The following is a 13,492-nucleotide window of genomic DNA, read 5'->3' on the forward strand; positions in this document are numbered from 1 at the left end:
GACCAATGTCCCCCAAAACGCTCTATGATAAGATCTGGGATGCCCATGTCGCCCACGAAGCTGACGATGGCACCTGCCTGCTTTATATTGACCGTCACCTTGTTCACGAAGTGACCAGCCCGCAGGCGTTTGAAGGCCTGCGCATGGCGGGACGCAAGGTGCGTGCGCCAGAAAAAACCATTGCCGTGCCGGATCACAACGTCCCCACCACGGCGGGTCGCGAAGACCCTGCGCAGATGACCGAAGAATCGCGCATTCAGGTTGAGGCGCTGGACAAAAACGCCAAAGAGTTTGGCGTGCATTACTATCCGGTGTCTGACGTACGTCAGGGCATCGTGCACATCGTTGGCCCGGAAAACGGCTGGACCCTGCCGGGCATGACTGTGGTCTGTGGCGACAGCCACACCGCGACCCACGGCGCATTTGGCGCGCTGGCGCATGGCATCGGCACCTCTGAGGTGGAGCACGTGCTCGCCACCCAGACGCTGATCCAGAAAAAATCCAAAAACATGAAGGTGGAGATCACCGGCAAGCTGAAGCCGGGCGTGACCGCCAAGGACATCACACTGGCTGTGATTGGTGAAACCGGCACCGGTGGCGGCACAGGCTATGTCATTGAATATTGTGGTGAGGCCATCCGCGATCTGTCCATGGAAGGCCGCATGACAGTCTGTAACATGGCCATTGAGGGCGGCGCCCGTGCCGGTCTGATCGCCCCAGACGAAACCACCTTTGACTATTGCAAAGGCCGCCCACACGCTCCGAAGGCGGGTGCTTGGGAGCAGGCGCTGGAGTATTGGAAAACGCTCTACACCGACGAAGGCGCACATTTCGATAAAGTGGTGACCCTGAAGGGCGAAGACATTCAGCCGGTTGTGACCTGGGGCACCAGCCCGGAAGATGTACTGCCGATCACTGGTGTTGTGCCTGCGCCAGAAGATTTTGAAGGCGGCAAGGTCGAAGCTGCGCGTCGCTCCATTGAGTATATGGGTCTGACCCCGGGCCAGAAGCTGACCGACATCGAGATCGACACCGTCTTCATCGGCTCCTGCACCAACGGTCGCATCGAAGACATGCGTGCCGCCGCCGAAGTGCTGAAGGGTAAGAAGATCAAGGAAGGCATGCGCGCCATGATCGTGCCGGGCTCTGGCCTTGTACGCGCACAGGCCGAAGAAGAAGGTCTGGCGGATATCTTCCGTGAGGCGGGCTTTGAATGGCGTCTGGCAGGCTGCTCCATGTGTCTGGCAATGAACCCCGATCAGCTGTCTGAGAACGAGCGTTGCGCCTCCACCTCAAACCGCAACTTCGAAGGCCGTCAGGGCTATAAGGGCCGCACACACCTTGTGTCCCCAGCCATGGCCGCAGCTGCCGCACTCACCGGCAAGCTCACCGACATTCGCGAGCTGATGTAAGGAGCCAGCGTTATGAAAAAATTCGAAACCTTTTCCGGTATCGCAGCGCCCATGCCGCTGGTGAATATCGACACCGACATGATCATCCCCAAGCGCTTTCTGAAGTCGATCCAGCGGACCGGCTTTGGTGTGAGCCTGTTTGATGAGATGCGCTACAATCGCGACGGCACGGAGATCCCGGATTTCGTCCTGAACAAAGCGCAGTATCGCGAGGCTCAGATCCTGATCGCGGGTGACAACTTCGGCTGTGGCTCTTCGCGTGAGCACGCGCCATGGGCGCTGGATGATTTTGGCATCAAGGTGATTGTCTCCACCTCTTTTGCCGACATCTTCTTCAACAACAGCTTCAAGAACGGCATGCTGCCCATCGCGCTGCCACAAGAGCAGGTTGATATCCTGATGGCCGATGCGGAAAAAGGTGCCAACGCGCGCATGACCGTTGATCTGGAAGCCCAAGAGATCACAACGTCGGATGGCGAAGTGATCAAGTTCGAAGTGGACGCCTTCAAAAAGCACTGCCTGCTGAACGGTTTGGATGACATTGGCCTGACCATGGAGAAAGAAACCTCCATCGACGCTTATGAAGCCAAGGCCGGCGCAGAGCGCCCTTGGGTCTGACCTAAGTTTAAGTCAATCAAACGCGGCGCCCCCGATGCGCCGCGTTTTTTCTTTTGGAGGGGGCGATGCGCCTAAACACGGCCTCTTTTGAAACCAGCCGCCTCTTGGTGCGCGCGTGTCGGCTGCAAGATGCTTCGGCCCTCACCAATCTGATGACACCTTCGATCAGCAAGTGGGTGGCCGCCTGGCCCACACCGCTCACCCTTGAAGCGACAAAGTCCATTCTCACCGCCGCCATCAATGCAGCACAAGACGGGTTGGCTTTCGGCGCAGTTGTTATTGCAAAAGACACTCAGCACATCATCGGCTGGTGCAAATTGGACATTTCAGAAAGCCATGCCGAACTTGGCTACTGGATTGGCGAAGCTTATCAACGAAACGGCTTTGCTTTAGAGCTTTCGCAAGGTGCGATTGCCTTTACATTTGAAGACCTAAAACTTGACGTGCTGCGTGCTGGCGCGCAGGTCGAAAACATCGGTTCCCTCGCCCTGCTTAAGAAATTGGGCATGACCCGGCAAAATCAGCAATCTGTCTGGGCACCAGCCCGCAAACGCTTCGAAATGTGCGAATTTTGGAGCCTTACCTCTACGACATAGGGCGGCGCATCCAATGCCCGCCACCCATCTTATTTGCCCGATTTTATTGCGCAGGCACGGCAGCCCGTGTGCCCTCGCGCCGCATATGTTTGCTGTTCAGTTTCAGAACCAGCCAGATCATCGTCACCTGCATCCCAACGGCCACCGCAGAAATGAGCAGATAGATCAAAGAAAACTTCTCCACGAGACCGCTCGCCACAAGCCCTTTGTTGAGCCAGAAATGCAGCATCACCGAGAGGGCAACCCCAGGACAAACCAGCGCATAAGACCCAGCGGACAGACCAGGCCCCGTCACAAATTTGGAAACATAGCCAAACCTGCGCAGCACAGTCAGCCCAAGCGCCAGAATGGCAAGCTGCACCATCAGCAACGTGGTCAGCAACGACAGCGTTTCGCCTGCGCCACCGTGCACGTCAAAATGCACATGCAGGCCATGGCTCTGACGCAGCCAGGCGATTGTGACAACGGTGATCAGCGGCACGATCACCAAAAGCGTTGGCGCAGATTCGGCTGACGCCCCATGTTCCATCATCGCGCGCAATCCAAGGATCACATTGGCCACCGCCAACAGCAGCGCAACAACGATGAAAAAGCTAGACAGGATAAAAGAAACCCCCACCGTCAGCGCGACCGAGCTCATCGCTGCCGGAGCGGCCATGCCCACCCCAACCATTGCAAATGCAAAAGCCGGAAGGACCTGTGCAAAACTGTTATTTGTCGAGCAGTCAAATCCCCCCTTGATCAGCACACGACCAAAGAAGTCGCGCATGATCAAAAGCCCATATCCTCCGATCAGCAAAAAGGCGACCATCGCCATGGGGAAGAGGAACTCCACCACAGTCCACAGCCCGGGGACAAAGACCAACCCAAGGATAAATCCTCCATTCACCACCATGGCCAGAGCAAGTGGGATGGCCATCAGCTGCGTTTCGGCGTTGGATCTGCGCAAAGCGTCATAGGCTTCGGACAGGCGGAAAGCTGACAGGCTGCGCAGATTCCAGATCAACGATTTGATCAACAAGACCGCAAATCCAGCAATGCCCAGCATCGCAACAACAATCGCAACTTTCAAAGCCAGCGGACCATCACCAAAGGCGGCCATGATGTCTTCAAATATCGGGACGGGCTGGTTTGGATGTGGCACCCAGAACATCATAAACATGAAAAACGTCACCATCAGGCCACCCGCTCCGAGGGTTGCCAAAAAATACAAAGGTGAATACGGCGGGCGCTCTTGCAGCGATGCGGGTTGTGTCATGGCATTTCCTTTAACATTCCAAAATAGGAATATGAATTTCAGCCCTCGCACCTTGACCCAAATCAATACACATTCGAATTAATGAATGCTTTTGGCGTAAATTCTGGCAAAACTGTGGCGCGCGACTTTCCACGGCTCATGGATAGAATCGCGTTACGCTGAAAGACAAATAGGCCCTCAAACTCCGATAGAAGCCTGAAAAACATGCACCTTCTTGAAGCTTTCATTGATGCAATCGCGCACCAGTCTCCCTGCTGCAACGAGGAAACTCCGTGAAATTCCAAACAAATCCTTGAGACCACGCCACAACCAATGCCACAATAAGGCATAAATGAGGCACTCCGCCCCAAGGCGGGATCAAGTTGGAACAAGATCGCGGGTTCGTCAGAGACCACATAATCGCGGCATCCGGTTTGAAAGGGTTAGAGCAGTGATAGGCAAAATCATTGGCGCGGGCACGCGTGCAAGTCTTGTGGCGTTGTTATTTGCGCTTCCCGCTGTGGTACTGCCCTCTGTCAGCGCTGACGCCATTCAGATCATGCTGCTCTTTGCCCTGTTTTCAGCATGCCTCGTCTTCATCGAATATGCCACCAGCGCACCTTCCATTCTGGAATTTCGCTACGCGCCGCCCTTCAACCGCCTGCGCTTTCTGGCGATTTTCTTCACGGTCTTTGCCCTCTCAGTGATCGCACGCGGAGAGCTGGCCCCAAATGCCTTCACGGCTTTCTTACATGCGCTTGGCATCATTGTGGGAGATGTGATCGACTTCCCCTATTCACCTGTGCGCCTGATGGTGATCATGCTGCCAGAGAACGCCACGCCAGAGCTGATCCGCGAAGTGCGCACGGCCTCCGGCCTCAGCTACCTGATTTCTATGATCACTTTGGCGGTGTTTTATTTCTTCGTGCGCATTCTCGAATGGCCCGCCCGCAATGGGGCCTTTAACGTCTGGGTCAATCTCCCGCTCTTTGATCCGACGGCTGGCGGTGATGTGCTGCCACGCCTGCAACGGGATGGCCGCCTTAACATTGCGTTAGGATTTCTTATGCCATTCTTAATCCCGGCGATCATTCAGATGATGTCGGACCTGATTGATCCCATCTATCTGTCTGATCCTTTGACAATGATCTGGACAATCAGCGCATGGGCTTTCATTCCGGCCAGCATGATCATGCGCGGCATGGCAATGACCCGCGTCGCCACAATGATCGACGAAAACCGCCGTCGCGCTTATGCGGCGTCACGCGGCATGCATCCAGCCTCTTCCACGGCCTGATTGTCCTGCTGGCCCTCTTCTGGGCGGCCACGCAGCTACAAGCGCAGACTTTGCGGATCGCCACCTATGACGTGGAATTGTCACGCAAGGGCCCCGGTCTCATGCTGCGCGACATTCAGCGTGGCACACCGCAAGTGCAGGCCATCACGCAAGTTGTCGACCACATCGCGCCAGACATTCTCTTTTTGCAAGGCGTCGATTACGACGCCGACTTGCTTGGCCTGACCGCCCTGCGCGACCACTTCGCAACACAGGGCATAATATACCCGCATCTCTTTGCCCTGCCCCCCAACACCGGCCTACCAACGGACGTGGATCTGAATGGGGATGGCATCCGTCACCGCGCAGCAGACGCACAGGGATACGGCAAATTCCGAGGCGCGGGGGGCATGGCCCTCTTGTCAAAATGGCCCATTACCCTGCAACGGGACTTCACCACGCTGCTCTGGAAAGAGATGCCTGACGCTCAATTGCCCAGCCTGAATGGTGCCCCTTTCCCCTCCCAAGAAGCGCAAGACATCCAGAGGCTCTCCTCCACCGGCCATTGGGTTGTGACCGTCACGGCCCCCGACGGCCCCATCTCGCTCCTGCTGTTTGCCGCCGGTCCCCCCGTCTTTGACGGCCCCGAGGATCGCAATGGACTGCGCAACGCAGATGAAATCCGGCTCTGGGCGCAATTTCTTGACGGCAAACTCGGACCACTGCCAGACACACCGCTGGTCTTGCTGGGAGGTGCAAACCTCGATCCCACCTATGGCGAAGGCCGTCACGCCGCCATTCACGCCCTCCTCACACATCCGCGCCTGCAAGACCCCCTCGCCACCGCGGGTCCAACAGTGGATTGGCGGGATCCCACTCCGGGCGATCTGCGTGTGGACTACCTCTTGCCAAGCCGTGACATCACCGTGTCCAAAGCCGGTGTTTTCTGGCCCAAGCCCCCCGCACCGCTCTCAGAGCGCCTGTCCGTCAACGGGACAATTGCCAGCCGTCATCACATCGTTTGGGCGGACATCCAATTTTGAGGAAGCCCCGCGTCAAACCCCCTTGTTTCTTGATCTTTGCCCGCTCACTCGCTAACCCGTAGCCAACCAATTTGATCAAGGACGGACCCCCATGAGCAACCCTTCGCTTCTCATCCTCGCCGGTGACGGCATCGGCCCCGAAGTCATGACCGAAGTGCAGCGCATTATCGGCTGGTTTGGCGACAAGCGCGGCTTGAAATTTGACGTGAGCGAAGATCTCGTGGGCGGTGCGGCCTATGACAAACACGGCGTGCCGCTGCATGACGACACGATGGCCAAAGCACAGGAAGTGGACGCGGTTCTGCTCGGTGCCGTGGGCGGGCCAAAATACGACGATCTGGATTTTTCTGTGAAACCAGAGCGCGGCCTGCTGCGCCTGCGCAAAGAGATGGATCTGTTTGCCAACCTGCGCCCGGCGCAATGCTTTGACGCGCTGGCGGATTTCTCCTCCCTGAAAACTCACATCGTCTCCGGCCTCGACATCATGATCGTGCGCGAGCTCACTGGCGGTGTCTACTTCGGCGAGCCACGCGGCATCTTCGAAGAAGGCAACGAGCGTGTGGGCATCAACACCCAGCGCTACACCGAAAGCGAGATTGAACGCGGCGCACGCGCAGCGTTTGAGCTGGCGATGGTGCGCGACAAACGTCTCTGCTCCATGGAAAAAGCCAATGTGATGGAAAGCGGCATCCTGTGGCGTGAGGTGGTCAACGAAGTGGCCAAAGACTACCCGGAAGTCGAACTTTCCCACATGTATGCCGACAACGGCGCGATGCAGCTGGTGCGCGCGCCCAAGCAGTTTGACGTGATCTACACCGACAACCTGTTTGGCGACATCCTGTCTGATTGTGCTGCAATGCTGACCGGCTCTCTGGGCATGCTGCCTTCCGCCTCCCTTGGCGCGCCAATGGACAACGGTCGCCCGAAGGCGCTTTATGAGCCGGTACACGGTTCCGCACCCGACATCGCAGGTCAAGGCAAAGCCAACCCCTGTGCCTGTGTGCTCTCCTTCGCGATGGCGCTGCGCTATTCCTTCAACGAAGGCGCGGAAGCGGATCGTCTGGAAGCGGCCGTGGAAAAAGTATTGGCCGACGGCGTGCGCACCGCAGATTTGATGCAATCCGAAGGCGAAACCCCTGTCTCCACATCCGAGATGGGTGACGCCCTTCTGGCCGCACTGGACGCCAGCCTGTAAGGCAAATCCACAATACAGAAAAAAGGCACCTTTTTTGCAAAGGTGCCTTTTTTATTGCTACGGCACGGCCCGCTAAAAAGGCGGTGGACGCATGCGAACAGGGCTCGATTTCACCACCGAAGTGTGGGTTGTCGCCATACGGCTGAAGCGCTCCAGCAATGGATCAAGCTCTTCAATGGTTTTGAGCAGGATACGAGCCACAAACCCGTCCTCTCCGGTCACCTTATCACACTGTACAATCCGCTCTGTGAGCTGAATTTCTTGCTCCAGAATATGACGCTTACCAGGCAAGGGACGAAATCTTACCACCGCTTCCAGCGTATACCCTAAAGCAGTTGGCGCCAGTTCCACAGTAAACCCCTGAACAACACCCAAGTCCTGCAAGCGGCGCACGCGATCCCGCACGGTTGGTGCAGACACTCCCGCCTCTTCTGCCAACTCCTTCCAGCTCACACGCGCGTCTTGCAGCAAGGCCTTCAGGATCTGACGATCCAACATATCCAAGCCATTTTCCATTCTGTTACACATACGCCAACTCATCCACGAAATCAAAAATCCATACTGCACTTTACCTTACAAAACACGGACACAGATCCAATTCACCCCCCTATTCTTTGCACAAAAAGGGGGTCTTATGACTTGGGAAATATGGATGTCATTTGCTTGGGTATCTGCGGCAAACATTGTCACACCCGGACCGGCAAACATGAACACACTGCGCCGCGCCGTTCAACTCGGGGGATGGCAAGTGATCCCTACGATCATGGGCAATGCTCTAGGGCTGGCAATCGGTGGCTTCATTACGGCCTACGGCGTTGCCGCATTGGTATTGTCATCACCGCCACTGTGGGCACTGCTAAATTACACAGGTGTGGCCTATCTCGTCTGGCTGGGTCTCAAATTGCTGTGCGCTCCCAGAGATGCAGACCTGCGAGAGGACAATGTAAGCACGCAAATGCCCCGCAAACTCTTTATAGAAGGCCTGCTTTTGGCTCTCACAAACCCCAAAGCGCTTTTATTTTATGTCGCGCTTTTCCCACAGGTCATGCAGCCCATCTCACCAGTCGGCCCTCAGGCGGCACTGCTTGTCAGCACATACTGTGGCCTCTCCATAATGTCACTCAGTCTTTACGCTACATTTGCCAACAGTCTGCGCGCTTTTTTTGCCACCCCCACTCATTATCAAAGGTTCCGACAAGGTTCAGGTGTGATTTTAATCACCTTCGCTCTCAACCTTGTTTCTTGGGCATAGAACCAAGCCCTAAAGTGCCTCACTAAAAATCAGCGCGGCCGTCCTACCGTATCGATGGCCGCGGATTTTTGCGCCCGTGGCTGTAGATCGACTTGACGCTCCATTCCACCGCACGGCGCATCGCTTTGCCAAGCGCCGTGTCAAAAGCCTGCACGATATCATCCATGTCATCACTCGGAGAGCTCGCAATACGCTCAAAAGTCTTGGAGCCGATAATATGGTCGTCAAAGGCATCCACGATCTTGATGTTGAGCATCACATGCACCTCAAGCGCCTGGCTCTCGCTGTCCGCTTTCGGCAGGCGCGCCTGAAATTCGCGCAGGTCCGTCACGATCATGTAGTCCGGGCGCAGCCCCACAGAAGAGCGTCCAACAGCAGAGACCCTATCGCTGTTTTCAAAGCTCTCAATCAACAGCGTCTGAAGCATGACAGGTGCCCGATCCACCCAGCGCGCACGCGGCAGATATTCAAACCGATAAGGCGTCGGCTGCACCGCCACCTGATCAGTGTTCACCGCAGAAGACGCCGTTGGTTCTTCGACAGAAATCTGCTGGCTCAAACGGGGCAGCTTGCTGTCAAAGGTGCTCTTGGGGGTGAGCGTATAAAGGTCCGTTGGCGCCGTGGCCCGGTTGATCGTGCCGATTCCAGTGCATCCAGACACTGCCAAAGCCCCGGCCAGAAAAACAAAAGACATCCATCTCATCATCGGCTGAACTCCGAGCCTTGCGTACCTAAGAGAAAGCGCGCCGGATCCCGGCGGATGCGCTCCACCAGCCGATCCAGATTGCGCACGAGGAACCGCGCCTCTTCAACGAAACGCACGGTCTCCGGCAGCCCCAGACGCAGAAACTCTGACATCTGCCGTTCATTCTGCGTGACCACCGTTTCCACCGTCCCAATCAGATTGGAGGCCGAGGCCGAGGCCGCGCGCACGTCACTGGCCGCCACCTCAATATCACCGGTCACACTGTCCACCGCTGTGGCCACAGCCGCCACCGCACCGCCAATATCGTCAACAATCTGATCCACATCTTCATCCAGAATGCGGTTCACGCCGCTGAAGGTCTCTCCCGCCGTCGACAGGGTGACATCCGCAGCTTCCATTGCTTGGTAGATGGCTTCCAAAGTCGCATTAGAGCGCTGAAACGTATCTGTGGCCGCCAGCAACGCGGCGCTGCCCTGCTCTGAAAGCACATCTAGATCGCCCTTGGCACTTACTGCCAGCGCGTCAATGTTGCCGATCATATCATTGGCAGACTGCGCCGCGGCACTGATGTCTGCCACCACCGAAGGCAGGTTTTCATCCACCGTGCTGCGAATGGTATCGAGCGCCGCACGCGCGCTTTCTGCTGCCGCCTCCGCATCCGCTACAAACTCCGTGCCCCCCCCTTCGATCAACAGGGTCACGCTGTCTGCGGTGGCATCCAATGAGCGCATCATCTCGTCGGTCAACTCAAGTGTTTCATTGAACTCCGCCAGCGTGCCGCGCGCCTCAACCAGGCGCGCCGTGGCCGTTTCAAGCATCTCCGCCCCCTGCGCGGTCAGAGCCTGCACACCGCTTTCAATCGACACCAGCGTGTCATTTGCCTGATCCACCAGTGGAGACACCTTTGTAGTCGCCAGCGTGCGCACGTTGCTCAGGGTCTCTGTGGCCTCTGTGGCCAGAGGCTGAATATCCGCCGTCATCAGCGTCGTGGCCGTATCAGATGCCGTGCGCACCGCATTCAAGGTCTGCGTCGCCGCATCGGTGGCCGTTTCAAAGGAGGCAATCGCCGCCTCCGACTGCGCCACCCGCGCCTGCACCTGCGCCCCCACATCCTCATAGCGCGCCATGAGGCCAGAGGCATCCGTGCCCACCTGCGCCACCTGCGTCTCAATCACCTCAGCTGTGTCCTGCACCTGTTGCACAAGGGCCGGCAGACGCTCTTCGATCAAAGCCTGCGCCGATTGTATCGCCGACAGAGCCGAAGGCTCCAGAACCGTCACCACATTTTCCAGCGCGGCGGCGGCATCCGCCCCTCGGGTGATAAAATCCTTCAACTCCTGCTGCATCAGCCCGTCCGCAGTGGCAAAGGCGCTTTCCGCATTGGTCAAAGTGCCCTCTGTCCGCTCGGCGGCCTCCTTGATGGACCCCAGCGCAGATGTGGCTTCCTCCAGGGTGACTTCCGCCGTATCTGACAGCTGCTCCAAGCGCCCGGTAAAGGCGGCGATCTCCCGCGCCGCGCTGCCCACATCATCGGAGAGTTCTTCAAACTCCGCCAGCGTCCGATCCAACCGGCCTGAAGCGCTGGCAAGATTGCCAAGCAACTCATTCACCGCAGCGGTGTTTTCTGCACTGACAACACCTTGGAGGTTTTCCAGAAGGCCAATCGCCTTCTCCATCAACTCCGGCGCGCCTTCGACCACCGATTGCAGCGCGCTTTTTTCCGTGGTGATCTCCCCAAGCTCTGGCAAAGCCTGCGCCGTAGCGGATCCGCCGGACAAAGCCACAAAGCTCACCCCGGTCACCCCCTGCCCCTGCAGCTTGGCAATCGTATCGGTCTTCACCGGCGTATCCGCAGCCACCTCGATGCGCACCCGCACCTTTGACGGATCCGCGTCATCCAGCTCCAGCATCACTACCTGCCCAACGGGCAGACCGTTGTAGCGCACCGCGCCAGCGGTCCCCAATCCACTCACATTGTCAAAAAGCACATCATAATAAGCGTATTGCCGCTCCAGATCGATTTTGGCCAACCACAGCACAAAACCGAAGGATCCGATCAACCCGACCAGCGCAAAGATCCCGATCAACAGGTAATTGGCCCGTGTCTCCATGACTTATTGGCTCCCGCTTTTCTTGACCTGCGCGGCCCGCGCCCTTGGGCCAGTGAAATATTCCTGCACCCAGGGATGATCGACATCTGTCATGGTTTCTATCGGACCTTCCACCAGAACGCGCTTTTCGGCAAGCACTGCAATACGATCACAAATGGCATACAGGCTGTCCAGATCATGTGTCACCATGAAAACCGTAATGCCCAAAGCGCGTTGCAATTCACCAATCAAATCATCGTAGGCTGCGGCTCCGATAGGATCGAGCCCGGCCGTCGGCTCATCCAAAAACACAATCTGCGGATCCAAGGCCAAAGCCCGCGCCAGCGCGGCACGCTTGCGCATCCCCCCTGACAGCTCACTGGGCAGCTTATCACAGGCCAGATGCGGCAGACCAACAAGACTGATTTTGAGCCCCCCCAGCTCTTTCATCAGATTGGTGGACAGCTTCAGGTGCTCCCGCATCGGAGCCATGACATTTTGCAGCACCGTCAGCGCAGAAAACAAAGCCCCATCCTGAAAGGCCACGCCCCAGCGTGTCTCCACCTGTCGCCGCTCTTCCTCTGGGGCCGTCAGAACATTCGTACCCAGCACTTCAATGCTGCCAGCAGCAGGCTGATTAAGGCCAACAATCGTGCGCAACAGAACCGATTTGCCTGTCCCCGATCCTCCAACGATCCCCAAGACCTCGCCGCGCCAGACATCCAGATCCAGATTGTCATGCACCACCTGCGGGCCAAATTGATTGCGCAGACCCCGCACCTTGATCACCGCGTCCCGTTGGGATGTCTCCACCATGCTCACACCCCCAAATCGGCAAAGAAAATCGAAAACAAAGCGTCCAGCGCAATCACAAGAAAAATGCCCTGCACCACACTCGATGTGGTGCGCCGCCCCACAGAGGTGGAGCTGCCCTGCACCTGAAACGCCTGCCAGCAGGCCACAACCCCGATCACAAGCGCAAAAAACGGCGCTTTGACCATGCCCACAATCAAATGCTTCACATCCGTGTTTTCATGCAGGCGTGTGATGAACATGCCCGGACTGACATCAAGGCTGACCCAGCTCATCAAGGCCCCGCCAAACAAGCCAAAAAGATTGGCGACAAACCCCAAGAGCGGCAGCATCACCAGAAGCGCCAGAACACGCGGAACCACGAGCACTTTGATCGGATCCAGTCCGAGGGTCTGCATCGCATCAATTTCCTGCTGCACCTTCATGGATCCAACAGAGGCCGTAAACGCCGATCCAGACCGGCCCGCCACAATGATCGCTGTCAACAGAATGCCCAGTTCGCGCAAAACCGAAATCGAGATCAGCTCCACAACAAAAACTTCGGCACCAAACTGTTGCAGCTGGCTGGCCCCCTGAAAGCCAAGCACCACACCAATCAGAAACCCCATCAGGGCCACAATCGGCACCGCGCTGAAACCAACGTCTTGCATATGGGTCACCAAAGACGCCCAGCGCAGCTTGTGTGGCTGCATCAGGGCCCCCGCGATTCCGGCAAGCACCTGCCCCAGAAAACTGATCAGAGAAAGCGCCGCGCGATATCCTGCCACGGCTGTCTTGCCCAATTGCTCGACCCATGCCCAGCGGCCCAGCGCCACCACCTCATGCATCTCGCTTTCAAACGCGGCCTGCGTGACGGTCTCAATCAGCGCGATATGGTCAGGCGCACCACCAGAAAGCGTGACCTCTCCCCCGGCTTCCGCAACCCGTTTGCGCAGCTGCGACACCATCCAGGCCCCGCCAGTGTCAATCCCGGTCAATCCCTCCAGCTCGATCCGAACAGCCCCCGTCAGAGCCTGTGCCTTCGCGAAGCTATGTTCCAAAGAGCCAAGATGCGCTGTTACCAAATCACCAGACAGCTGCACCACCTTCACACCGGCATCATCGCGCAGCTCAAGATGCGGTTCATCCACGCCCATACGCGTCACAACCGAGGTGCCAGAAAAAGGGGAAGGACAAAGCGCATTCTGCTCTCAACTACGGGGGTCCAGAAATTTCATACAAAACCTAACAAACAGTAGTGGATGGTAAAAGCCA

At 57.2% G+C, this 13,492-nt stretch carries 13 protein-coding genes; 7 read left to right on the forward strand and 6 right to left on the reverse strand.

Annotation, left to right across the window (positions count from 1 at the left end):
• The first annotated feature begins 5 nt into the window (after positions 1–5).
• From leuC to SHM7688_RS03210, 3 genes are all read left to right on the forward strand, one after another.
• Positions 6–1,412, forward strand: coding sequence for a 3-isopropylmalate dehydratase large subunit (gene leuC, locus SHM7688_RS03200; RefSeq protein ID WP_058238553.1), 1,407 nt, complete (start codon positions 6–8; stop codon positions 1,410–1,412).
• Positions 1,413–1,424: 12 nt separating this feature from the next.
• Positions 1,425–2,030 (forward strand): 3-isopropylmalate dehydratase small subunit, encoded by a 606-nt coding sequence (gene leuD / locus SHM7688_RS03205; RefSeq protein WP_058238554.1) that lies wholly within the window; start codon positions 1,425–1,427, stop codon positions 2,028–2,030.
• 65 nt (positions 2,031–2,095) lie between these two features.
• Positions 2,096–2,626 (forward strand): GNAT family N-acetyltransferase, encoded by a 531-nt coding sequence (locus SHM7688_RS03210; RefSeq protein ID WP_058238555.1) that lies wholly within the window; start codon positions 2,096–2,098, stop codon positions 2,624–2,626.
• Between the two features lie 43 nt (positions 2,627–2,669).
• Here the strand turns inward: SHM7688_RS03210 and SHM7688_RS03215 are convergent, their stop codons facing one another.
• Positions 2,670–3,884 carry a TsoY family (seleno)protein gene (locus tag SHM7688_RS03215; protein ID WP_058238556.1) on the reverse strand — a complete coding sequence of 405 codons (1,215 nt, stop codon included), beginning with the start codon at positions 3,882–3,884 and terminating at the stop codon, positions 2,670–2,672.
• Between the two features lie 430 nt (positions 3,885–4,314).
• Here SHM7688_RS03215 and SHM7688_RS03220 point away from each other — a divergent pair, with 430 nt between their 5' ends.
• The 3 genes from SHM7688_RS03220 to leuB all read left to right on the forward strand — a co-directional run bounded on the left by SHM7688_RS03220 (position 4,315) and on the right by leuB (position 7,377).
• Complete coding sequence (locus tag SHM7688_RS03220) at positions 4,315–5,160, forward strand: hypothetical protein (RefSeq protein WP_058238557.1); 846 nt, start codon at positions 4,315–4,317, stop codon at positions 5,158–5,160.
• A gap of 71 nt (positions 5,161–5,231) precedes the next feature.
• A complete protein-coding gene (locus SHM7688_RS03225) occupies positions 5,232–6,182 on the forward strand; it encodes an endonuclease/exonuclease/phosphatase family protein (protein WP_223229171.1) in 951 nt (316 codons plus the stop codon).
• Positions 6,183–6,273: 91 nt separating this feature from the next.
• Positions 6,274–7,377, forward strand: a complete 1,104-nt coding sequence (gene leuB / locus SHM7688_RS03230; RefSeq protein ID WP_058238558.1) for a 3-isopropylmalate dehydrogenase — start codon at positions 6,274–6,276, stop codon at positions 7,375–7,377.
• A gap of 72 nt (positions 7,378–7,449) precedes the next feature.
• Here the strand turns inward: leuB and SHM7688_RS03235 are convergent, their stop codons facing one another.
• Positions 7,450–7,905: an Lrp/AsnC family transcriptional regulator gene (locus tag SHM7688_RS03235; protein WP_083498895.1), complete on the reverse strand. Its 456-nt coding sequence runs from the start codon at positions 7,903–7,905 to the stop codon at positions 7,450–7,452.
• A 106-nt stretch (positions 7,906–8,011) separates the two neighbouring features.
• Between SHM7688_RS03235 and SHM7688_RS03240 the strand changes: the two genes are divergently transcribed.
• Entirely contained in the window at positions 8,012–8,629 is a 618-nt protein-coding gene (locus tag SHM7688_RS03240) for a LysE family translocator (protein ID WP_058238560.1), read from the forward strand.
• A gap of 43 nt (positions 8,630–8,672) precedes the next feature.
• Here SHM7688_RS03240 and SHM7688_RS03245 read toward each other — a convergent pair whose 3' ends face one another.
• Genes SHM7688_RS03245 through SHM7688_RS03260 form a run of 4 tightly spaced genes read right to left on the reverse strand, consistent with a single transcriptional unit; the run spans position 8,673 to position 13,374 of the window.
• The gene (locus SHM7688_RS03245) at positions 8,673–9,323 is read right to left on the reverse strand and encodes an ABC-type transport auxiliary lipoprotein family protein (protein WP_083498949.1); all 651 of its coding nucleotides are present in this window, start codon (positions 9,321–9,323) and stop codon (positions 8,673–8,675) included.
• An 8-nt stretch (positions 9,324–9,331) separates the two neighbouring features.
• Positions 9,332–11,446, reverse strand: coding sequence for an MlaD family protein (locus tag SHM7688_RS03250; protein WP_058238562.1), 2,115 nt, complete (start codon positions 11,444–11,446; stop codon positions 9,332–9,334).
• 3 nt (positions 11,447–11,449) lie between these two features.
• Positions 11,450–12,241 carry an ABC transporter ATP-binding protein gene (locus tag SHM7688_RS03255; protein ID WP_058238563.1) on the reverse strand — a complete coding sequence of 264 codons (792 nt, stop codon included), beginning with the start codon at positions 12,239–12,241 and terminating at the stop codon, positions 11,450–11,452.
• A gap of 2 nt (positions 12,242–12,243) precedes the next feature.
• The gene (locus SHM7688_RS03260; RefSeq protein ID WP_058238564.1) at positions 12,244–13,374 is read right to left on the reverse strand and encodes an ABC transporter permease; all 1,131 of its coding nucleotides are present in this window, start codon (positions 13,372–13,374) and stop codon (positions 12,244–12,246) included.
• Between the last annotated feature and the right edge of the window lie 118 nt (positions 13,375–13,492).

This window comes from Shimia marina (assembly GCF_001458175.1).
Taxonomy (GTDB): domain Bacteria; phylum Pseudomonadota; class Alphaproteobacteria; order Rhodobacterales; family Rhodobacteraceae; genus Shimia; species Shimia marina.

Coding starts and splice junctions, on each gene's coding strand:
- leuC (WP_058238553.1), top strand. CDS start 6: ATGTCCCCCAAAACGCTCTATGATAAGATCTGGGATGCCCATGTCGCC.
- leuD (WP_058238554.1), top strand. CDS start 1,425: ATGAAAAAATTCGAAACCTTTTCCGGTATCGCAGCGCCCATGCCGCTG.
- SHM7688_RS03210 (WP_058238555.1), top strand. CDS start 2,096: ATGCGCCTAAACACGGCCTCTTTTGAAACCAGCCGCCTCTTGGTGCGC.
- SHM7688_RS03215 (WP_058238556.1), bottom strand. CDS start 3,884: ATGACACAACCCGCATCGCTGCAAGAGCGCCCGCCGTATTCACCTTTG.
- leuB (WP_058238558.1), top strand. CDS start 6,274: ATGAGCAACCCTTCGCTTCTCATCCTCGCCGGTGACGGCATCGGCCCC.
- SHM7688_RS03235 (WP_083498895.1), bottom strand. CDS start 7,905: ATGTGTAACAGAATGGAAAATGGCTTGGATATGTTGGATCGTCAGATC.
- SHM7688_RS03240 (WP_058238560.1), top strand. CDS start 8,012: ATGACTTGGGAAATATGGATGTCATTTGCTTGGGTATCTGCGGCAAAC.
- SHM7688_RS03245 (WP_083498949.1), bottom strand. CDS start 9,323: ATGTCTTTTGTTTTTCTGGCCGGGGCTTTGGCAGTGTCTGGATGCACT.
- SHM7688_RS03250 (WP_058238562.1), bottom strand. CDS start 11,446: ATGGAGACACGGGCCAATTACCTGTTGATCGGGATCTTTGCGCTGGTC.
- SHM7688_RS03255 (WP_058238563.1), bottom strand. CDS start 12,241: ATGGTGGAGACATCCCAACGGGACGCGGTGATCAAGGTGCGGGGTCTG.
- SHM7688_RS03260 (WP_058238564.1), bottom strand. CDS start 13,374: ATGGGCGTGGATGAACCGCATCTTGAGCTGCGCGATGATGCCGGTGTG.